The organism is Jatrophihabitans sp. GAS493 (assembly GCF_900230215.1).
Classification (GTDB): domain Bacteria; phylum Actinomycetota; class Actinomycetes; order Mycobacteriales; family Jatrophihabitantaceae; genus MT45.
Map to the genome: position 1 here is coordinate 1,733,911 of NZ_LT907982.1, position 19,541 is coordinate 1,753,451.

The 19,541-nt window shown below is 65.4% G+C and carries 18 protein-coding genes; 13 read left to right on the forward strand and 5 right to left on the reverse strand.

The window, feature by feature from the left end; genetic code table 11:
- Nucleotides 1-208: 208 nt before the first annotated feature.
- From CPH63_RS07840 to CPH63_RS07865, 6 genes are read left to right on the forward strand one after another with little or no spacing between them, the layout of a single operon-like run.
- On the forward strand, nt 209-1,270 hold the full coding sequence (locus CPH63_RS07840) for a phosphotransferase family protein (protein WP_157749372.1): 1,062 nt from the start codon (nt 209-211) through the stop codon (nt 1,268-1,270).
- On the forward strand, nt 1,267-2,328 hold the full coding sequence (locus CPH63_RS07845) for a TIGR03857 family LLM class F420-dependent oxidoreductase (RefSeq protein ID WP_096302391.1): 1,062 nt from the start codon (nt 1,267-1,269) through the stop codon (nt 2,326-2,328). Before CPH63_RS07840 ends, CPH63_RS07845 begins: the two co-directional genes overlap by 4 nt.
- Before the next feature lie 18 nt (nt 2,329-2,346).
- Entirely contained in the window at nt 2,347-3,897 is a 1,551-nt protein-coding gene (locus CPH63_RS07850) for an acyl-CoA synthetase (RefSeq protein ID WP_096302392.1), read from the forward strand.
- Nucleotides 3,894-5,024 (forward strand): hypothetical protein, encoded by a 1,131-nt coding sequence (locus CPH63_RS07855; protein ID WP_096302393.1) that lies wholly within the window; start codon nt 3,894-3,896, stop codon nt 5,022-5,024. Before CPH63_RS07850 ends, CPH63_RS07855 begins: the two co-directional genes overlap by 4 nt.
- 13 nt (nt 5,025-5,037) lie before the next feature.
- Nucleotides 5,038-6,375, forward strand: coding sequence for a cytochrome P450 (locus CPH63_RS07860; RefSeq protein WP_096302394.1), 1,338 nt, complete (start codon nt 5,038-5,040; stop codon nt 6,373-6,375).
- 7 nt (nt 6,376-6,382) lie between these two features.
- Nucleotides 6,383-6,673, forward strand: a complete 291-nt coding sequence (locus CPH63_RS07865; protein ID WP_096302395.1) for a ferredoxin — start codon at nt 6,383-6,385, stop codon at nt 6,671-6,673.
- Here CPH63_RS07865 and CPH63_RS07870 read toward each other — a convergent pair.
- The gene (locus tag CPH63_RS07870; RefSeq protein WP_096302396.1) at nt 6,670-7,707 is read right to left on the reverse strand and encodes an NAD(P)-dependent alcohol dehydrogenase; all 1,038 of its coding nucleotides are present in this window, start codon (nt 7,705-7,707) and stop codon (nt 6,670-6,672) included. The genes CPH63_RS07865 and CPH63_RS07870 overlap by 4 nt on opposite strands.
- 1 nt (nt 7,708) lies before the next feature.
- Entirely contained in the window at nt 7,709-8,485 is a 777-nt protein-coding gene (locus CPH63_RS07875; RefSeq protein ID WP_371364901.1) for an SDR family oxidoreductase, read from the reverse strand.
- Nucleotides 8,486-8,764: 279 nt separating this feature from the next.
- Between CPH63_RS07875 and CPH63_RS07880 the strand changes: the two genes are divergently transcribed.
- On the forward strand, nt 8,765-9,628 hold the full coding sequence (locus CPH63_RS07880) for an LLM class F420-dependent oxidoreductase (RefSeq protein ID WP_096302398.1): 864 nt from the start codon (nt 8,765-8,767) through the stop codon (nt 9,626-9,628).
- A 29-nt stretch (nt 9,629-9,657) separates the two neighbouring features.
- Here CPH63_RS07880 and CPH63_RS07885 read toward each other — a convergent pair whose 3' ends face one another.
- Together CPH63_RS07885 and CPH63_RS07890 are read right to left on the reverse strand one after the other, a co-directional pair.
- Complete coding sequence (locus tag CPH63_RS07885; protein ID WP_096302399.1) at nt 9,658-10,461, reverse strand: tyrosine-protein phosphatase; 804 nt, start codon at nt 10,459-10,461, stop codon at nt 9,658-9,660.
- Nucleotides 10,462-10,531: 70 nt separating this feature from the next.
- Nucleotides 10,532-11,560 (reverse strand): phosphotransferase family protein, encoded by a 1,029-nt coding sequence (locus tag CPH63_RS07890; RefSeq protein WP_096302400.1) that lies wholly within the window; start codon nt 11,558-11,560, stop codon nt 10,532-10,534.
- A 220-nt stretch (nt 11,561-11,780) separates the two neighbouring features.
- On the opposite strand from CPH63_RS07890, the gene CPH63_RS07895 reads away from it, so the two are divergent.
- The 6 genes from CPH63_RS07895 to CPH63_RS07920 all read left to right on the forward strand — a co-directional run bounded on the left by CPH63_RS07895 (nt 11,781) and on the right by CPH63_RS07920 (nt 18,079).
- Nucleotides 11,781-12,899, forward strand: a complete 1,119-nt coding sequence (locus tag CPH63_RS07895; RefSeq protein WP_096302401.1) for a CaiB/BaiF CoA-transferase family protein — start codon at nt 11,781-11,783, stop codon at nt 12,897-12,899.
- The gene (locus CPH63_RS07900; protein WP_096302402.1) at nt 12,896-13,132 is read left to right on the forward strand and encodes a ferredoxin; all 237 of its coding nucleotides are present in this window, start codon (nt 12,896-12,898) and stop codon (nt 13,130-13,132) included. The genes CPH63_RS07895 and CPH63_RS07900 overlap by 4 nt, the downstream gene beginning before the upstream one ends.
- Before the next feature lie 84 nt (nt 13,133-13,216).
- Entirely contained in the window at nt 13,217-14,056 is an 840-nt protein-coding gene (locus CPH63_RS07905) for a glucose 1-dehydrogenase (protein ID WP_096302403.1), read from the forward strand.
- 12 nt (nt 14,057-14,068) lie between these two features.
- Nucleotides 14,069-15,697 carry an AMP-binding protein gene (locus tag CPH63_RS07910; protein ID WP_096302404.1) on the forward strand — a complete coding sequence of 543 codons (1,629 nt, stop codon included), beginning with the start codon at nt 14,069-14,071 and terminating at the stop codon, nt 15,695-15,697.
- On the forward strand, nt 15,694-16,827 hold the full coding sequence (locus CPH63_RS07915) for an NDMA-dependent alcohol dehydrogenase (RefSeq protein WP_096302405.1): 1,134 nt from the start codon (nt 15,694-15,696) through the stop codon (nt 16,825-16,827). Before CPH63_RS07910 ends, CPH63_RS07915 begins: the two co-directional genes overlap by 4 nt.
- Nucleotides 16,828-16,843: 16 nt before the next feature.
- On the forward strand, nt 16,844-18,079 hold the full coding sequence (locus CPH63_RS07920) for a cytochrome P450 (RefSeq protein WP_096302406.1): 1,236 nt from the start codon (nt 16,844-16,846) through the stop codon (nt 18,077-18,079).
- An 83-nt stretch (nt 18,080-18,162) separates the two neighbouring features.
- Here CPH63_RS07920 and CPH63_RS07925 read toward each other — a convergent pair whose 3' ends face one another.
- Nucleotides 18,163-19,251 (reverse strand): hypothetical protein, encoded by a 1,089-nt coding sequence (locus CPH63_RS07925; protein WP_096302407.1) that lies wholly within the window; start codon nt 19,249-19,251, stop codon nt 18,163-18,165.
- Between the last annotated feature and the right edge of the window lie 290 nt (nt 19,252-19,541).

Here is a 19,541-nt window from a genome sequence, read left to right on the forward strand (position 1 = left end):
GTGCCCTTTATGGTGAGCCGTCGCCGACTCGCGATCCTACGTAGCCGGAGCGACATTCGTCAACCAACTGGTTGGTTAAGTAGTCCGATCGAGTGACCGGCTTCGGCGGTGGCGGCGATCCTGGGTCACGTTCTTGACCTGCGGGCTTTTGCGCTGCATGCTGCCGTTACCAACTATTCGGTTGGCTGACGATCGCAAGGAGTGCGAGATGCGGAAATCAGGGTTGACCCCCTCCTGGTTGACCGACGTGTTGCGCGGTGCCGGTCACCGCAACGTTCTCGTCACCGACGTGAGTGTGACCGCAGTCGGCACCGGTCAGATGGCCGACAGCTACCGCGTTATCCCCGTCTACGCGGGTGAGCCGGTCGACGTCCCCGACAGTGTGGTCGTGAAGCTGACGTCTGAGGACCAGGCGAGCATCGACACCAGCCGCGAGCAGGGGAACTACCTGCGTGAGGTCCGCTTCTATCAACAACTCGCGCCGACCATCGCAACCCGTGTGCCCGGCTGCCTGTACGCCGACGTGTCCCAGTCCGGCGATGACTTCGTACTCGTGATGGAGGACGTCGGACCGGCTGAACAGGGCGATCAGATCTCCGGCTGCTCGCTGGAACGGTGCGAGGTCGTCGTCGATGAGGCCGCGAGGTTGCACGGTCCACGTTGGGGGGACCCGGCGTTGGCCCAACTGCCCTGGCTGAACATCAACGATCAGATGTACCCACTCGCGACGACACTGCTGACGGCGGCGTTTCCGGTATTCTGCAAGCAGTACGACGGCATCCTCGACTCAGCGGTGGTCGACGTCGGAACGCGGTTGATCGAGCAGCTGCCCAGTTTCTTCGAGCTTCAGCGGGCCATGCCCTGGACACTCCAGCACGGCGACTATCGGCCCGACAACGTGCTGTTCGACATTCACGGCGGTGCGGAGCCGGCCGCGATCGTCGACTGGCAAACGATCGTGTTGGGCCCGGGCGTACTGGACGTCGCCTACTTCGTCGGAGGAGCTCTTACCCCGCCCGACCGGCGCAAGCATGAGGGCGAGCTTTTCGACCGTTATCACCAGCGACTCCTCGAGCAGGGTGTCGACTACCCCAAAGCGCGACTCTGGGACGACTACCGCGCGGCTACGTTCTGGGGCTACCTGGTCGGCATGGGAGCGTCGGTCGCGGTGAAGCGAACCGAGCGCGGCGACGCGATGTTCATGTCGATGATCGATCGGGCGACTCAACAGATTCTGGACCTCGACGCCCTCCGGACGCTGACGCGATGACGGACGCGATTTCACAACTCGGGTTCTATACCCTCGCCGGCCACACGGAGACGCCCCGCGATCTGATCGACGAAGTGCGCACGGCCGAACAGATCGGTCTCGGTGCGGTATTCATCTCCGAGCGTTGGAACACGAAGGAGGCCGGCACGATCTCAGGGGCCGTCGGGGCGGTGTCGGAGCGGATAGCCATCGCGACGGCGGCGACCAACCACACCACCCGACACCCGGTGATCACCGCCTCGTACGCGACGACGATGCATCGACTCACCGGTGGCCGCTTCACGCTGGGCATCGGCCGCGGCATCAAGCCGGTCTTCCAGGCGTACGGTCTGCCGGCGATCACCATCGCCGGTATGGAGGACTTCGCCGGACTGATGCGCCGCATGTGGCACGGCGAGACGGTGCTGGACCACGACGGGCCGGCCGGCAAGTACCCGGTCCTGCGGTTGATCGGATCCTCTATCGACGCGGACATCCCACTCGGCCTCACTGCCTGGGGTCCGGCCACCTGCGCGCTCGGCGGCCGTGCCTTCGACCAGGTGGTCCTGCACACCTTCTTCGCCGATGCGACTGTCGCCCGCTGTGTGCGTGCCGTGCGCGCCGCCGCGGAGCAGGCCGGCCGAGACCCCGATGCCGTCAAAGTCTGGTCCGTTCTGGCCACGATTCCGCCCGGCACCGATGGCGATGCTCGGCTGATGAAGGTGGTTGCCCGCCTGGCGACCTACCTGCAGATCCCCGGTTACTCCGATGGCCTCGTTGCCGCAAACGAGTGGGACCCCGCGATACTCGAACAGTTCCGCGCGAGCGAGGTTGTCCAAGGCTTCGCCGGTAACCCGATCGATCAGCATGCGACGTCCGACCAACTCGAACAGATCGCGCTTCTGATACCGGCAGAGTGGTCCGAGGCTGCGGCCGAGGGGAGTGCCGCGCAGTGCGCAGCGGCCGCCCAGCACCAGCTTGACCTCGGCGTGGATGGTGTGATTCTGCACGGGTCGACGCCCACCGAACTCGCGCCGATCGTCGAGGCCTACCGCTCGGCCAACCGGCAACCGGCGTAGGAACAGGGAGCACGCGGGATGTATCCCGGAACCTTCGCCAAGACGACCCCCGACCACCCGGCGATCATCATGGCGACGTCCGGTCAGACGATTACCTACGCCGAGCTCGACCGGCGCTCGATGCGGCTCGCGCAGCTTCTCTACGACCGGGGTCTGCGTCGCGGCGACCGGGTAGCCGTCCTGGCCGAGAACCATCCCCGCTATTTCGAGGTGTTCTGGGCCGCGGTGCGCAGCGGGCTATACCTCGTCGCCGTGAATCGCCATCTGGCCCTTGAGGAGGCCAACTACATCGTCCGCAACTCGGGTGCGTCGGCGTTCGTCTCGACGGCGGCACTGGCCGAGACCGCAAGTCGCATGCTGCTCGAGCTCGACGCCTGCCCGACGCGGCTGATGATCGATGGTGTCGTCGCCGGCTTCGAGCCGTACGAGCAGGCCATCGCGGCGTACCCGGCGCAGCCGCTGATCGAGCAGTGGCGTGGCGACTTCCTCCTTTACTCCTCGGGCACAACCGGACGGCCCAAGGGTGTGATGCGGGCGCTGCCGGAGACCCGGGTCGACACGACGCCCGGCATCGTTTCGCCGATGGAAAAGCACGTACTCGGCATGGACGCGAGCACCATCTACCTCAGCCCGGCACCGCTCTATCACGCAGCTCCGCTCGGTTGGTGCAGTGGCGTCCATGAACTCGGCGGCACGGCGATCGTGATGGAGCACTTCGACGCCGAGCAGTACCTGGCGACCGTGGAGAAGTACCGCGTCACCCACTCGCAGGTGGTACCGACGATGTTCGTGCGGATGCTCAAGCTGGCAGAGAGCGCTCGCCGTCGCTACGACTTGTCGAGCCTTCAGCAGGTCATCCATGCGGCCGCCCCGTGCCCGCCCGAGCTGAAGCGGCAGATGATCGACTGGCTCGGCCCGATCGTGTCCGAGTACTACTCCTCGACGGAGGGCAACGGGTTCACGTTCATCACCGCGCAGGAGTGGCTGGCTCACCCGGGGTCGGTGGGCCGACCGCTGCTGGGCGAGCCGCACATCTGCGACGACCTCGGCGTGGAGTTGCCGCCTGGACAATTGGGCACCCTGTACTTCAACCGCCCCGACCTGACGTTCGAGTACTTCGGCGACGTCGACAAGACGGCGTCCACCCGACACCCGGTCAACCCGGAGTGGACCACCCTTGGCGACATCGGCTACCTCGACGAGGAAGGTTATCTGTACCTCACCGACCGCAAGGCGTTCATGATCATCTCCGGTGGGGTGAACATCTACCCGGCCGAGATCGAATCGTGCTTGATCACCCACCCCGCGGTCGCTGACGTCGCGGTGTTCGGCCTGCCCAATCCCGAGATGGGCGAGTCCGTCCACGCGGCGGTGCAGCTCGAACCCGGATACGAGCCGTCAGAAGATCTGAGTACGGCGCTGCGCGCATTCGCGCACGAGAACCTCGCCGGCTACAAGGTGCCTCGAACACTCGACTTCCGCGACGAGCTGCCGCGGCTCCCCACCGGCAAGCTGGCCAAGGGACGGCTGCGCGACGAGTATCTGACCGCGAACATCGGGGCCGTATGAGCATCCGCAAGCCGTCCTCCGAGCACTCGCCACTGAGCGGGCTCGACGAACTGCCGATTCATCAGATCGGCCAGCCAATCCGGGTCGTCGCTACCAGCGACGCCCGCGCGTACGAGCGCTACTGGTTCTCCGCGCAGGACGTCGACGGCGATTTCCTTCTCATGACCGGCATGGGCTTCTATCCGAACCTGGGCACGGTCGATGGTTTCGCCGCGATCTCCTACGAGAATCGCCATACCTCGGTTCGAGCGCACCGGTCGCTGGCCGAGGATCGCAGCCTCATCGCGGTTGGCCCGATCAAGTTCGAGGTCGTGGAGCCGTTTCGCCAGTGGCACCTGAGCGTCGGGCCGAACGAGCAGGACCTCGAGTTCGACCTCGTCTGGCGTGATCGCAAGCGCGCCCGCTTCCAGCGATACTGGCCCGACGCCGGCGCAGGCCGGATCCAGCCGGAGACCACCGGTTACGAATCATTCGGCACGATAGAGGGAGAAATTCGGGTCGGCGGCCGTTGCTTCGTGCTCGACCCCAGCCGCACGACCGGCAGCCGGGACCACCACTGGGGAGTCCGCAACGGGGTCGGCGGCCCGGCCCTGCTTGACTGCGATCCGCGCGCGTCCCATGTCGGGCAATGGGTCGAGTTCGCCGACTGGGCGATCTGGGGCGGCCGGGTGCTGTACAACCTCGACAGTGGTTCGCCGCTCGCTACCCAGATCATCGGCCAGGACTATGCCCTCCGGTTCGATCCCGAGACCAAGCAGCTGACCGGGGCGAAGATCGTCAACCGGCTCCTGACTGGCGAGACGAAGACGATCCGCTACGAGCTGATCGGCAACCGTACCGTCTATCTCCGCACCGGCATGTACATGGGCCCGGACGGCAAGGGCGAGCCCGAGAACAACTACTTCCACGGAACGTACGTGGGTGAAGACGTTGTAGGCGGCGCCAGCTACGACACCTCCGATCCAGCGACCCGGATCCGAATCGCCGGTTTCGACGACCATCTGATGCGAGCAACCTGCGACGGTGAAACCACGACGGGATTGATCGAGTGCCTGAACCCGGTGCCGTACGAGTACTGCGAGGCCGGTGTGCCCGGCTACACCTTCTGGACCGACGAACCTAGCTGACCCGGAGACCCTCATGACCGCCATCCAGCCCTTCAAGCCGTTTCGTACCCAGCACGCATTCACCACGGAGGAGGACATTTCCTCGCCGTCATTCTGGGCGCAGACGTTCGACGAGCGAGACGAGACGTTTGCCCGGCTGCGGGGCGACGCACCGGTCAGCTGGCACCCGCCGTTCGTGGACCCGCTGGTGCCACCGGAGGTGCACGGCGAAGTGGGGTTCTGGGCGGTGACCAGGGCCGCCGACATCAAACACGTCAGCATGAACAACGAGCAGTTCAGTTCCCAGACCCTCGTCGAGGCGGCCACCAAGCCGGGCAGCAACGAACCCTCCCTCACCTACTATCACCCGGTCCCGCTCAAGCCGCAGCATCCGGACCTCGACCAGCCGCCTACGTTCCTGGAGATGGATCCGCCCCAGCACACCCAGTACCGGCAGGCGATCAGCAGGGCGTTCACCCCGCGCTACATACGCCTAATGGAGGAGAAGATCCACAAGCGGGCCGCCGAAATCGTCGGCCGGGTCGCCGGCGCGGGCGACTTCGACTTCGTCGCCGAGGTGTCCGGCAGGCTGCCCATGCTCACGATCGCCGACATGCTCGGCGTTCCGGACAGTCTCAGCGAGGACTTTGCACGGGCCGCGAACAACTTCATCGGAGCGAGTGATCCGGACATCCTCCCGCCCGGGGCCGATCCGCTGGCGTTTACTTTCGAGCAGATCACCATCGTGCGCGAGATCGGGATCGACCTGGTGCACTCACGTCGCAAGCACCCCGCCGAGGACGTGCTCAGCTCGCTGGCCACCTACACCGTAGACGGCCAGCCGCTGTCCGACGACGAGATCTCGGCGATGCTGCTGCTGCTCGCGGTGGCGGGGAACGACACGACCAAGCAGACGACCTCCCACACCGCGCTGGCCCTGGATCGCAACCCAGAGCAGCGAGCGTGGCTGGCGGCCGACTTCGATGCCCGCATCGGCCGCTCGCTCGATGAGTTCCTGCGCTACGCCAGCCCGGTGTTGGAGTTCGGGCGGATGGCCACCGAGGACGTCGTCCTGGGCGGGCAGCAGGTCAGCCGCGGCGACAAGGTCGTCATGTTCTACTGCTCCGGTAACCGCGACGAGTCCCTCTTCGCCGACCCGGGGCGCTTCGACCTGCAGCGTGAACAGCATCCGAACGTGGCCTTCGGCGGTGGTGGCGTCCACTACTGTCTTGGCAGCAACCTGGCCAAGATGCAGTTACGGGCGATCTTCGCTGAGCTTCTGACGAAGCTGCCCGGCCTCGGCATCGGTGATCCGGAGTACCTGGCCAGCGAGTTCATTCACGGAATCCGGAAGCTGCCGGCCAGTGCATAGGCCGGACATGCCCGCGGACGTGCCCGCGGACGTGCCCGCGGACGTGCCCGCGGACGTGCCCGCGGACGTGCCCGCGGACGTTGCTGCTGAGTCGACGCCACGGGTCTTCGTCGACCGGAACCGCTGCTCGGGCAACGGGGTATGCGGGCTCAGCGCACCCGAGTACTTCGAGATCAGTGACGACGGCGCAATGTCGCTTCTGCGCGAGGAGATAGACCCCGCTGACCGAAGCAGGCTCGATCAGGCGGTGCTCCACTGTCCGGCGGGCGCGCTCAGTCTGCGCGAGGAACGGCGCTAGGGTACGAGTACCGCGCGGCCGCGCACCTTGCCCGCCTCCAAGTCGTCGAACGCCCGAATACCGTCCGCAAGCGCGTATTGGGTCGTCTCGACCGTTACCCGGCCCGTCTGGGCCAGTTCGAGTACCTGCCGCTGATCGGTGCGCGTCCCACCGTACGAGCGCCGCACATCGACCCCCCATGGCAGCGGCGTCGACTCCGAATCGGCGGCGTAGCTGAAGCCGCCACCACCGAGCCCGACGAAGCGCAGCACTCCGTCGGGGGCGATCACCTGACACGCGAGATCGACGGTCGCCTGGACGCCGCTGAAGTCGAAGACGGCATCCGCGCCGTAGCCCGAGGTCAGGTCCAGAATCGCGCGGCTCGCCTGCTCATCGCTGATCACGACCTCATCGGCGCCGTGTTCGCGGGCGAGGTCGAGCTTGCCCCGGTCCGTGTCCACGGCGATGATGCGAACGCCGGTGGTGGCGCGCAGGATCTGCAATCCCATGTGCCCGAGGCCGCCGACTCCAATCACGACGGCGGTCGCACCCTCGGTCAACCGGTACCGAGCTCCGTTGACCGCGTGCATGGGCGTGAGTCCGGCGTCGGCCAGCGGCGCGGCGGCGATCGGATCGAGATTGCCGAGCGGCTCGAGGAAGCGGGCCGGCACCTTGATGTATTCAGCCATCCCGCCGTCTGGTCCGAGCCCCGGACATGGAGGCAGTCCGACCCGCCCGGCGATCGCCTGGCAGACGTTGTCGCGACCCTCCAGACACGGACGACACGAACCGCAGGCCCAGACCAGGTACACCAGTACCGGATCGCCTTCGTGCACGGTGGTGACGCCTGCGCCGAGCGTGGCCACTCGGCCGGATGTTTCGTGTCCCAGAATCATTCCAGGCAGCGGCCACGCGGGTAGGTGCCGCACGTGCAGGTCGGATTGACACAGTCCGGCACCGGCCACCTTCACCAGCGCCTCTCCCGGACCCGGCTCGGGAACCGGTACATCGTTGATCTCCAGCTGGCCGGGACCCATCAGACGTAGTGCGCGCATCTCAACCCCACAGAGCCTCACTGGCCCCGATGGGAACCGGAGATCCGGCGGACCAGCCGCCATCGATGACGAACTCGGAACCGGTGCAGTAGGCGGCGTCCTCGGATGCGACGAACAGCACCATCTTGGTGACCTCCTCGGACTCGGCCATCCGGACGATCGCCAGCTTGTTGCGGAGCCCGGCCATCTCCGGCGTCAGGCCGGTGAGAGCAGGTGTTGCCACATAGCCTGGATGAATGGAATTGACCCGGATGTTGTCGCAGCCGAGTTCCATGGCGGCCACTCGGGTCAGGCCTCGGAGCGCGAACTTGCTGGTCGTGTACGAGCCTGACAACGGTGTTCCCGCGAGCCCGGCGTAGGACGAGATGTTGATGATGGCGCCGCCCCCGTTGCGGCGGATCGACGGCACCGCGGCCCTGATCCCGTAGAAGGTTCCGTCGATGATCACCGACAGCACGCCGCGCCAGTCTTCGGTCGAGGTATCGGCGAGAAGCGATGCGGTACCGAACCCGGCGTTGTTTATCAGGACAGCGATCGGACCGTATTTGGCTTCTGTTGCCGTGACCGCCGCTGCCCACTGGTCGGGATCGCTCACATCCAGATGTAGGTAGTGACAGCGCGGACCGAGCTCTGCGGCCACCGTGTGGCCTTCATCGTCGAGCACGTCGCCGATGACGACGTTGGCCCCTTCGGCGATGAAGCCGCGCGCATGGCTTGCACCCATTCCGCGCGATCCTCCAGTGATGAGAATGGTCTGCCCATCAAATCGACCTGTCACGGGACTCCTCGTAAACGTCGGCCGCGCGGGCGGCATGGACCTACAACATCGATGATTGACCGAACTGCAAGATCGCCGAACGTGCGAATGCTACGCGCAGCGATCGAGGTTTGTCGACCATCTAGTTGGGTACGGTTGGCGGGTCTTGCGCAGACCAATCGTGCATCGGCGTTCGTCTCTCCTCTTCACAGTCAACCCCTCGGTTGGGTACGCTCGCTCGAAGAGGCACGGCCGGGCCCCGGACGGAACCCGGCCTCCCGAAGTCAACGGAGGATTTCCTTGAAGCTTGCCGGTACGGGCGTATGGAGCTTTCCGCTTCGCTACGGCGATCCGGCGGAGGCCGCGGAGGCGACGACTGAGCTGGAGGAACTCGGGTTCAGTGCGGTGTGGATTCCCGACGTCGGTGGGCCGCTATTCGATGCGCTCGACAGCATGTTGCGGGCCACCGATCGCATTGTCATCGCGAGCGGAATCCTGAATCTCTGGATGCATACCCCGCAAGAGACCGCCGAACAGTTCTCGATCCTGACCTCGAAGTACGGCGATCGCTTCCTCATGGGCATCGGGGTGAGTCATGCGCCGGCGATCGACGCGATCGTTGAACCGGGGCTCTACCGCAACCCGCTGGGTGCGATGGTGACGTTCCTGGACGGCCTCGATGCGGCCGATACGCCAGTTCCGCGGGAGTCCCGGCTGCTCGCTGCGCTCGGGCCGAAGATGCTCGGACTCGCCGCCAGCCGAGCCGGCGGTGCACACCCCTACCTGGTGAGTCCGGAGCACACCGCGCTGGCCCGGGAGGCTCTTGGCCCCGGCGCGCTGCTGGCGCCGGAGCAGACGGTCATCTTCTGCAAGGACCGGCAAGGGGCACGCGACATCGGCGCCCACTGGCTCGGCCAGTACCTGCAGATGCCGAACTACGCGAACAGCGTGCAGCGGCTGGGATTCACTCGAGAGGATGTCGACACCGTCTCGGATCGACTCTTCGACTCCCTCATCGCGTGGGGCGATGAAGACGACATTGTGGCTCGGATTTCCGAGCACACTGACGCCGGTGCGGATCACGTATGTGCGCAAGTTCTGACGGCTGATCTCACCGCACTGCCGCGGGTCGAGTGGCGCCGGTTGGCCGCTGCGGTGGCATAGGCCGTGCTGCCGCCGGTAGAGGAGATTCGCTAGTAGCGGGTTAGCAGACGTCGCCTAAGGGCACTCGCGTCCGCGTCGGTCCAGCCCTGGGATCGTAGCCACTCCGAGACGCCGCCGTGGATCTCATCGGCCCGCTCCAAGAAGCCGCGCATCGTCTCCGGACGGGGGCGCTGTTGCTCGATCAGGTCGTCGTCAATGGTGATTGCCGCCCTGCCCGCGTAGGTCGGCTTCGCCGCGAGTCGGGTGATGATGAGCTCGATCCGCTCCGCGGTCAGGGCGTAGTCCGCAACGACGGCATCCCGGTCGACCCCGACCTCGGTGAGCGCCATGGCGACGACGACACCGGTGCGGTCCTTACCGGCGGCGCAGTGCACCAGAGTCGCACCGTCGGTTCGGGCGATCAGCCGTAGCGCCTGCAGTATGGAGTCCGGCCGCTCGTCAAGGTACTTGAAGTACACGCTGCCCGCACTGCGATCGGCCTCCCTATCACCGGTGGGGGTGCGGCCCTGCCAGGGGAGAACCGCCGGCTCGTCGTCGCCCGCGGTGATCTCCGGTTCGTCGAAGAGGGAGAGGTGATGGACGGTGACCAGTGGTTCCTCGCGTAGCGGTCCGTGACCCTCGCCGTTCACCTCGAAGCTGGTGCGCAGATCGACGATGGTGCGCACGCCGACCTCGTCGACGAGCCGGCGCACGTCCGGATTGCTCAGCTCCTGGACACTGTCCGAGCGCAGCAGCGCCCGTGGCCGCACCACTTGGCCGTCAGTGGCCGGCAGTGAGCCCAGGTCGCGGACGTTCACCGCCCCGTCCAGTTCGATCCATCGAATTGCCGTCATGACCTGAAACTATAGGACAAATGTGAATCCCAGATTAATGCCAACTGTCTAGTTGGCAACTGGCAACGGTTCAGGATGCGCGGTCGATGGTGTCGCGCAGACGCTGTGCACGTTCCACGATCATTGGAATCACCAGCGGCCAGAACGACAGTCGCTCATCAGAGATCTCGCCGGCCTCATGGGCGACGACCCCGCGAAGCACGATGGAGCCGATCTTCGCCGCCTCGGCTACTTCATACCACTGCACGTCGTCCGCGGCGCGGCCGGTGATCCGCTGCCAGATGTCGATCGCTTCGGCGCGCGGGGGGAAACCGGGCAGAGAGTAGAAGTCGAAGCCGGGCAGTCCCATCTCATTCAGGCTCGGGTCCGCGGGCAGCCAATACAGCATGTAGGCCAGATCGGCCAGCGGATCGCCGTTGTAGCACATTTCCCAGTCAAGCAGTGCGCTGAGCTTGCCGTCTCTCCACATGACATTCGCAATCTTGCTGTCACCGTGGACCAAGGTGGCCGGTCCGCTGGCCTTCAGGCCGCGAGCGAAGATCTCGTCCAGCAGTTCGATGAGAATCCGGCCGTACTTGGCTGACGCGGTGCCTTTTGCGGTGTCCGCGACGGTGAGGTCATACCAACGGCGGTATGCCTCGGTAGCCGACAGCGGGCTGCCGAGCGTGGCCGCCGGAGGCGCCTTCGAGACATTCGAGAATGCACTTATCCACTGCTCGCCGACCGAGTGCCGAAGTTCAGGCGTGCCATCGGTCAGCCACGCGGGCGCCTCCAGTTCGAAGGACGCTCCGGGAAGGAGTTCCAGCAGGTAGAACGGTCGTCCGATGTAGGACGGGTCCTCCGACCAGCCGAACACTTTCGGGACCGGCAGTCCTGGCAGCGCTGCCCCCACCGCGGCCAGCACGTCGTGCTGCGCGTGCATGTCGTACGGCGGCAACAGTCCGGTACCGGACGGCGGCATGCGAACGACCACGTCCGTGCCGCGCAGTAGGTAAGTCTCGTTCGAGAATCCGGCGGAGACCGTGACCACCTCGGTGACCGATCCGGGACGGCCCAGAAACCGTTCGATACCTGTGATCAGGTTGTTGTCAAGCGACATAGCCCATACCTCTCAGAAGACTGCGACCGTCACAGACGCCCCGTTCCCAACCAACCGAGCGTCTGGAATCACGATGAGAATGCACCACATTTCCAGTGGGGTCAACGTATCGCCTCCGACGCCCGTGAGCGGGCAGCATTTCGGGGGCCAGCCACTTCGATGAGGTCGCCTCGGCGCTCCGGCGTTGCCAACCGGCTGTTTGGTCATTAATGTGCGCGTCATGGGACCTCTAAGTGGCATACGTATTGTCGAACTCGCCGGTATCGGGCCCGGCCCACACGCAGCGATGATCCTGGCCGACCTCGGCGCGGACGTGGTGCGGATCGACCGGCCGTCCGGTGGCCTCAAGCTCGGGTCCGAGATCGTCGACCCGATGTTGCGCGGCCGGCGTCGGGTAACCGCGGATCTGAAGACACCCGAGGGGCGCGAGACAGTGCTGAGCCTGGTCGAGCGCGCGGACGTGCTCATCGAGGGTTACCGGCCCGGCGTGACGGAGCGGCTCGGTGTCGGACCGGAGGACTGCGCCGCCCGCAACCCGCGCCTGGTGTACGCGCGGATGACCGGCTGGGGTCAGGATGGTCCGCTGGCCAACGCGGTAGGCCATGACATCAACTACATCTCACTCACCGGGGCGCTGCACGCGATCGGGCGCCCCGGCGAGAAGCCGGTCGTACCCCTGAACCTGATCGGCGACTTTGGTGGCGGCTCGATGTTGCTGGTCATCGGGGTGCTGGCCGGTGTCCTGGAGGCGCGGCTGTCAGGGCAGGGGCAGGTCGTCGACGCTGCGATGATCGATGGCGCCTCGATCCTCACGCAGATGGTGTGGGCGCTGCTGCCGACCGGCGATTGGGTCGATGAGCCCGGCAGTAACCTCCTCGACGGGGCCGCGCCGTTCTATGACACCTATACCTGCTCCGACGGACGACACATCGCGGTCGGCGCTATCGAGCCGCAGTTCTATAGCGCGCTGCTGGACGGACTTGGACTGGATGCGGCCGAACTGGCACCACAGATGGAGCGAGAACACTGGCCCGCGACCAAGGCAAGGTTCGCCGAGATCTTCGCGACCAAGACCCGCGACGAATGGTCCGCCCAGTTCGCGGACGTGGACGCGTGCGTGACGCCGGTTCTCGGCTTCACCGAGGTTGCGGCGAATGAGCAGGTCGCGGCTCGCAAGATCCTGGTGGAGCAGGACGGCCTGTTGCAGGTCGCTCCGGCACCACGGTTCTCTCGCACTGTGCCCCGGATGCCGGAGATCGATGACACGATCTTTGATGTCCGCGACGTCCTGGACGGCTGGTCCACCGCGCCGCATATGGCAGCGGCGGTGACGTCATGAGCGGCCAGTCGGCCGGTACCGAATTGCGGCTGGATGGGATCTGCGAGGGCAATGAACTCTGCGTTCACGCCGCGCCGGATCTGGTCGTCTTCGATGAGGACGCGGGACGCATCGAAGTGCTCGTCGCGCACCCGGACGCCGAGCAGTTGCCCCGCGCGCAGCGCGCCGTCGATTCCTGCCCGTTGCGTGCGCTGAGCTTGTCGGCGCCCCTAGCTCAGGGGTCGACTCCGTAACTCATTGACCGGGTCGTCCGGCCGCGAGTACTGTGCGAAGTCCAACCAACCGGTTGGGTAAAACGATATTTTTTGGAGTGGTAGATGACAGAGTCGGCAGCGATTCCGCAGCGGTTTGACGGTCGGGCGGCGTTGGTCACCGGCGGCGGCTCCGGAATCGGGTTCGGCTGCGCCCAGCGGTTGCTCGCGGAGGGTGCCCACGTAACGATCGCCGGTCGCAACGAGGTCAAGCTCAAGGCAGCCGTCGACGCCCTCGGCGAGCGAGCGCAGTACGTCGTTGCCGACATCTCTGACGAGGACGCGGTTCTGCGTGCCGTGGAGATCGCCGGGCAGCCGCTCGGCGCGCTGCACCATGCGGTCGCCAATGCTGGCTTCGGCACCGGCGCCCCGGTTCTGGTCCACCCATTGGACTCCTGGAAGTCCGTTCTGGACACCAATCTCAACGGCACCATGTTGACGCTCAAACACGCCGGGCGTGCGATCGCCGAGTCGGGCGGCGGGTCGATCGTGGCGATGTCGTCGATCGCCGGGATCCTGACCCACCGCTTCATGGCGGCCTACAACGTCTCCAAGGCTGGCATCGAGATGCTGGTGCGAACCGCTGCTGACGAACTCGGCGTGCTCAACGTGCGGGTCAACGCGCTACGCCCGGGCCTGGTTCCCACCGACGCCTCGGTCGACCTGACCGACAGCCCAGACGTTCGGCAGGACTACCTGAACAAGATGCCGATCCCGCGGATCGGTACGACTGCGGACATCGGCGCAGCCGCGGCCTTCCTGCTCTCCGATGAGGCCTCCTGGATCACGGGTGTCGCCCTTAGCGTCGATGGCGGGCACCACCTGCGTGGTGGCCCGAATATCGACTCGATCATCGAGAGCGCGACGAGCCACGACTTCGTGGCCACCGTCGGATTGCGGATGTAGGGAAGCGCGAACGTGGCAAACTTCAATTTCGCGCGGCTGATCGAGGCGGTCGCCGATCAGGCGCCTGACCGGATCGCCGTCTCGGCCTCCGATGGTACGAGTTACAGCTACGGCGAACTCGACGTCCGCGGCAATCGATTCGGACACACGCTGATGAGTCTGGGCGCCGGCTACGGCGATCGGGTGGCCATCCTGGCGCACAACCGGGCCGAGTGGCTCGACGTCATGATCGGCTGCTTCAAGCTCGGTGCTCTGATCGTCAACGTCAACTATCGCTATACCGCCGGTGAGATAGCCCATGTACTGCGCGACAGTGGTGCGGCGGTGGTCGTCGCGGAGGCTGAGTTCGCCGGTGTGCTGCACGATGCGCTACAGCAGGCGGGTACAAGTCCGCGCATTCTCTTCCTGGATCAGGATGCCCCGGAGGAGTCGGCCTACTCGGCCCGGGTGGCGTCGGCTGATGCCGGACGGGACTTTCCCCCGCACGAGGGTGTCGATGAGTACCTGCTGTACACCGGGGGCACGACCGGGTTGCCAAAGGGCGTCGTGTGGACGCAGGAGGATCTGGTCAACGGCGCTGTCGCCTACGGCTGGGCCGTCGGCGGGACCGGGTTCACCGACCCATCCGCGATCGCGCAGCGGCTCACCGAAGAGGTGCCGGTGGTGATGGCGGTGGCACCGCTGATGCATGGCAACGGCCAGTGGGCGATGCTGCGCGCCTGGACGCTGGCCGGCACCGCAGCTATCTGGGCCGGTCGCCGATTCGAGGCGGACAAGTTGCTGGATTCGCTGGAGCGGATGCAGGTCAACATCGTGTCCTTGGTGGGTGACTCGATGGCCAAGCCCCTGTTGGCCGAGATCGAACGCGACCCGAACCGGTGGGATCTCTCCGCGCTGAGTGCGATCGGCTCCGGCGGCGCCGTGATGTCGCCGCAGACGAAGGCCGCGATCCGGCGAATGCTTCCGCACGTGACCGTCATCGACGGCTACGGGGGCTCCGAGTTCGGCACCGCCGGCACGTTGACCGGTGAGGACGACGCGACATTCCCCAGATTTGACGCCGCGGCCGACCGCGTTCAAGTGGTGCGCGACGATCTGTCTCCGGTGACGGCCGGCGAACAGGGTCTGGTCGCGGTCGGCGGCGCGGTCGCCAGCCGATACTGGAACGACCCGGTCAAGTCAGCGCAGGTGTTCCGCGTCGACGGCACCGGCAAGCGCTGGGCGACACCCGGCGATTCGGCGATCCGCAATAGTGACGGCACTTTCTCCCTGTTGGGCCGCGGATCTCTCGCGATCAACACCGGCGGCGAGAAGGTCTACCCGGACGAGGTCGAAACCGCGCTAAAGACCTACCCGGCCATCCGCGACGCGCTCGTGGTCGGCGTGCCCGATCCGCTGTACGGGCAGCGGATCGCCGCTGTCGTCAGCCGTAACGAGAGCGCGGAGGGCGTGTACGGTGCCGACCTCTCAGTGGCGCAGCTGCAGGACCACCTGCGCTCGCGGCTGGCCGGCTTCAAGATCCCGCGCCTGGTCGCAGTGGTCAGCGAGATCCGACGTTCGCCGGCCGGCAAGGCCGACTACCTCTGGGCCCGCCAACAGGTGACCCAGGACGCAATCACGACGAGTGGGAGTACGAAATGAAGACACGCGCTGCGATCCTTGCCGGAGTGGGCGAGAAGTGGATAGTCGACGAAGTGGAGCTCGGGACCCCCGGGGCGAACGACGTGATCGTGGAGATCAAGGCCGCCGGGCTCTGCCACTCCGAGGAACACATGGCCAGTGGCGACATGGTGTTCACGCAGGACATCCTCGACGCCATGGGGATGCCCGAGCAGTTCCCGTTGATCGGCGGCCACGAAGGTTCCGGCGTGGTGGTCGAGGTCGGCGCGGACGTCCGAAAGGTCAAGGTCGGCGATCACGTCTCGACGAGTTTCATCCCGTCCTGTGGGATCTGTCGGGCCTGCGTGGGCGGTCGTCAGTATCTGTGTGACCAGGGCTTTGACCTGATGACCACACAGGCTGAGCCCAAGCACTTCTGGCAAGGCAAGCCGGCGAACACCTACTCCAACCTCGGTACCTTCGCCGAGCACGCCCTCGTGCACGAGAACTCGCTGGTGAAGATCGAGGACCACTTCCCGTTCGACATCGCGGCGCTGGTCTCCTGCGGTGTGCCGACGGGCTGGGGCTCCGCGGTTGACCGGGCCGGCACTCAGCCGGGCGACGTCGTGGCCGTCATCGGCATCGGTGGCATCGGGATCAACGCTGTGCAGGGCGCGAAATCTGTCGGCGCACAGGTAATCATGGCGATCGACCCAGTCGAGTTCAAGAGGCAGAAGGCCATGGAGTTCGGTGCCACCCACACCGCGGCCACGGTCGAGGAGGCGATGCCGCTTATCCAGGAGCTTTCCCGCGGACGGCTCTGCGACCGGGTCATCGTCACTCCGAGCGTGCTGTACGGCGATATTCTCGCGGCCGCCATGTCGATCACCGGCAAGGGCTCCACCTGTGTCGCGACCGCAGTCGCGCCCTATGCACAGGCGGAGGTGCCGCTGTCGCTGGTCGACCTCACACTGTGGAACAAGGAGCTCAAGGGCTCGCTCTACGGTTCGACCAACCCGCGCGCGCAGATCCCCAAGCTGCTGTCGCTCTACGAGTCGGGGCAGCTCAAGTTGGACGAGCTCATCACGCACCGGTACCCGCTCGACGACATCAATTCCGGCTACGACGATCTGCGCGAGGGCCTGATCCTCCGCGGCGTCATCACCTTCTAAGAATCGGAAGTCAGCCATGACAGCTACAGCCACCGAAACGCGAGTCCCGATCGACCTATGGAGTTCCAGCTCCTTCGCTCACGGTCATCCGGTTGAGCAGTACCACTGGTTGCAGGAGAACGCACCGGTGTACTGGCACGAGGAACCGGACGGCGGTCGTGGGTTCTGGGCGGTCACCTCGGCCCAGTTGCTCAAAGACGCCAGCGTTCGCCCCAAGACGTTCTCCAGCGCGTCCGGCATGACTATGTACGACCTGCCGCCCGAGGTGCTGGAGGGCTTGAGGAACTTCCTGATGTTCATGGATCCGCCGCGCCACACCGGTCTTCGCAAGCTCGTCAACTCCGAGTTCACCCCGCGCGGAGCCCAGCGATGGGCTGAGCCGATCGACAAGGTGGCCGACTCGATCATCGACAGTGTCTGCGAGAAGGGCGAATGCGAGCTGATGTCCGAGGTCGCGGCACTGCTGCCCACCTCGGTGGTCACTACTCTGCTCGGGGTCGATCGCGAGCAGGGCATCAAGCTCTACGAGCTGGTCGAGATCATGCACTCGGCGCAGGACACCGTAACCGAGGAGCAGCGCACTGTGGCCCGGGAGGAGATGGTCGCCTTCGGCATGGCGCTACATGCCGCCAAGCTCGCGACGCCGGACGACTCGATGGCCAGTAACCTCGTGCACGCCGAGCTCGAGGGCCAGGAGCTCAGCGCACTCGACTTTGCCTTGTTCATCCTGCTTCTAGTCAACGCCGGCGAGGACACGGTGCGCAACCTGACCGGCGGAGCCGTGATCACCCTGCTGGAGCACCCCGAAGTCCTCGCGCGGCTGCGCGATGACACCGAGGCGCTCATGCCTAAGGCTGTCGAGGAGTTCATCCGCTATCAGAGCCCGGTGACCTACCAGCGCCGGACCGCGACGGAGGACACGCACCTCGGCGACGCCGAGATCAAGCGAGGTGACAAGGTCCTGCTGTATTACGGCGCGGCCAATCGCGACCCGGCGCTGATCTCTGACCCGGACGCGTTCATCATCGACCGTGACCCGAACCCGCACATGGGATTCGGTGGCGGCGGCCCGCACTTCTGCCTCGGCGCGCACATAGCTCGCCTGCAGATCAGGGCGATCATGTCACGCATCGTCACCCGCCTGCCGGACCTGCAGCTCGCGGGCGAGCCGACCTGGTTGGCTTCGAACTTCATCTCGGGTCCGACCTACGTGCCGTTGCGGTTCACGCCGACGCCCAAACGTGGTCTCTAGCCACAACGACGAAAATCCGCTCGGGGAGTGCCTGCCAGGCACTCCCCGAGCGGATTCTTCGTTTGCCAGCCACGCTGGCATGGCTACTCGCGCTCGTACTTGCCGGCCTCTACGGACGCTGAGAACTTGAACGGCGTGGTCCAGCCATAGGGCTGGTAGTCGAGAGCGATGAGCTCCCATACGCCGTATCCGACCTCGTCGCCGATGCGGAACTCGCACAACGCGTCGTGAAGATAGCCATAGGTTCGTGCGTCCTCGGCGTATTCGGCGTTCGACCAGCGTTCCCAACCGTTCTCCGGACGCCCGAGCGCGGAAGCATACGGATGCGCCAGGTCGACCGGCTTGGGCGCGAAGTAGTTGACGATCGGACCGATCGGCTTGAAGTCCATTGTGAGCTTTTCGCCGGATTCGGTCTCCAGCACCACCGATCCGCTACGTGGTACCCGCTCGCCGGGGACCAATTCGAAGTCGTGGGAGAGGATGCGCAGGCTCGGCCCCGTACTGTCGGCGTCGGCGAAACCTCCATTGGAGTACAGGGTTTTCCCGTCCGGGCTCTCAAAGTGGTAGAGGCTCAGCGTCCGGCTCGGGAAGTGGACGCAAGACCAGATCCAGAACTCCAATGCCTCCCGGATACCCCAAGTGCGATCGCGCACGCCGTACCAGTCGTCAACTTCGTACTTCTTACCGTCGATCTTGAACCAGCCCCGGTGGGTGCCGGACTGGTGCAGGTGCGCGAAGTCCAGGGAAACATCGCCGTTGTCGTCCTGTACGAAGACCTTCTCGAACTCGAATGGCTGGTGGCGTGCGGTCCAAAGTAGGTCGATCTCGATGCCCGAGGGGTTCGGAGCCAGCGTGATGCGCCATTGCTTCATCGGTTCGACGATCTCGAAGGCGAATTCGCCGACATCCATCCGGGTTCGCTCGCCGGCAATCGGTCGAACGCCGCGCCAGTCGGTCTGGCCGCCGTCGGGGCCGGTGGTGTGCGCTATGACGTAGACGCTTGCGAGGTCGGTATTGGGCGTCGTGCCCATTCCGCACACAAGAAGCGCCTCTCCATCTGCGCTGTGGACATTGAAGTAGTTGCGTTCCTGCCATTTTGTCGAGCCACCCCCCGGGACGGCGATGCTATCGCTGCTCTGGTGGATGAAGTAGTCGTCGAGTGGAACCAGCACGTGGCTCGTCTCCTCACTGTGGATGCACGGTGGTGAAGGGGCATATGGGATTTCCCAACTGGGTGGTTGGTAACGCTACTGACGGTCAGGGGTTGAGTCAAGTGAAAAGGCGGGATTCCTGCCCTCCTGACGGTCGGGTGAGACACGACGGTGTAACGGGATCGGTGAAGTGCTTGACAAGGCGACCAGGTCTCGCGATAGTTCGTACCCAACCAGTTAGTTGGGAGGCGTGCGTCACAGCGACGCCGCCGTGAGAGAGGAATCCAATGATCCGCAGACAGTTCAAATTG

Bases quoted from the DNA above. Each gene is read 5' to 3' on its own strand.
- CPH63_RS07840 (WP_157749372.1), top strand. From the start codon at position 209: ATGCGGAAATCAGGGTTGACCCCCTCCTGGTTGACCGACGTGTTGCGC.
- CPH63_RS07845 (WP_096302391.1), top strand. From the start codon at position 1,267: ATGACGGACGCGATTTCACAACTCGGGTTCTATACCCTCGCCGGCCAC.
- CPH63_RS07850 (WP_096302392.1), top strand. From the start codon at position 2,347: ATGTATCCCGGAACCTTCGCCAAGACGACCCCCGACCACCCGGCGATC.
- CPH63_RS07855 (WP_096302393.1), top strand. From the start codon at position 3,894: ATGAGCATCCGCAAGCCGTCCTCCGAGCACTCGCCACTGAGCGGGCTC.
- CPH63_RS07860 (WP_096302394.1), top strand. From the start codon at position 5,038: ATGACCGCCATCCAGCCCTTCAAGCCGTTTCGTACCCAGCACGCATTC.
- CPH63_RS07865 (WP_096302395.1), top strand. From the start codon at position 6,383: ATGCCCGCGGACGTGCCCGCGGACGTGCCCGCGGACGTGCCCGCGGAC.
- CPH63_RS07870 (WP_096302396.1), bottom strand. From the start codon at position 7,707: ATGCGCGCACTACGTCTGATGGGTCCCGGCCAGCTGGAGATCAACGAT.
- CPH63_RS07885 (WP_096302399.1), bottom strand. From the start codon at position 10,461: ATGACGGCAATTCGATGGATCGAACTGGACGGGGCGGTGAACGTCCGC.
- CPH63_RS07890 (WP_096302400.1), bottom strand. From the start codon at position 11,560: ATGTCGCTTGACAACAACCTGATCACAGGTATCGAACGGTTTCTGGGC.
- CPH63_RS07895 (WP_096302401.1), top strand. From the start codon at position 11,781: ATGGGACCTCTAAGTGGCATACGTATTGTCGAACTCGCCGGTATCGGG.
- CPH63_RS07900 (WP_096302402.1), top strand. From the start codon at position 12,896: ATGAGCGGCCAGTCGGCCGGTACCGAATTGCGGCTGGATGGGATCTGC.
- CPH63_RS07905 (WP_096302403.1), top strand. From the start codon at position 13,217: ATGACAGAGTCGGCAGCGATTCCGCAGCGGTTTGACGGTCGGGCGGCG.
- CPH63_RS07915 (WP_096302405.1), top strand. From the start codon at position 15,694: ATGAAGACACGCGCTGCGATCCTTGCCGGAGTGGGCGAGAAGTGGATA.
- CPH63_RS07920 (WP_096302406.1), top strand. From the start codon at position 16,844: ATGACAGCTACAGCCACCGAAACGCGAGTCCCGATCGACCTATGGAGT.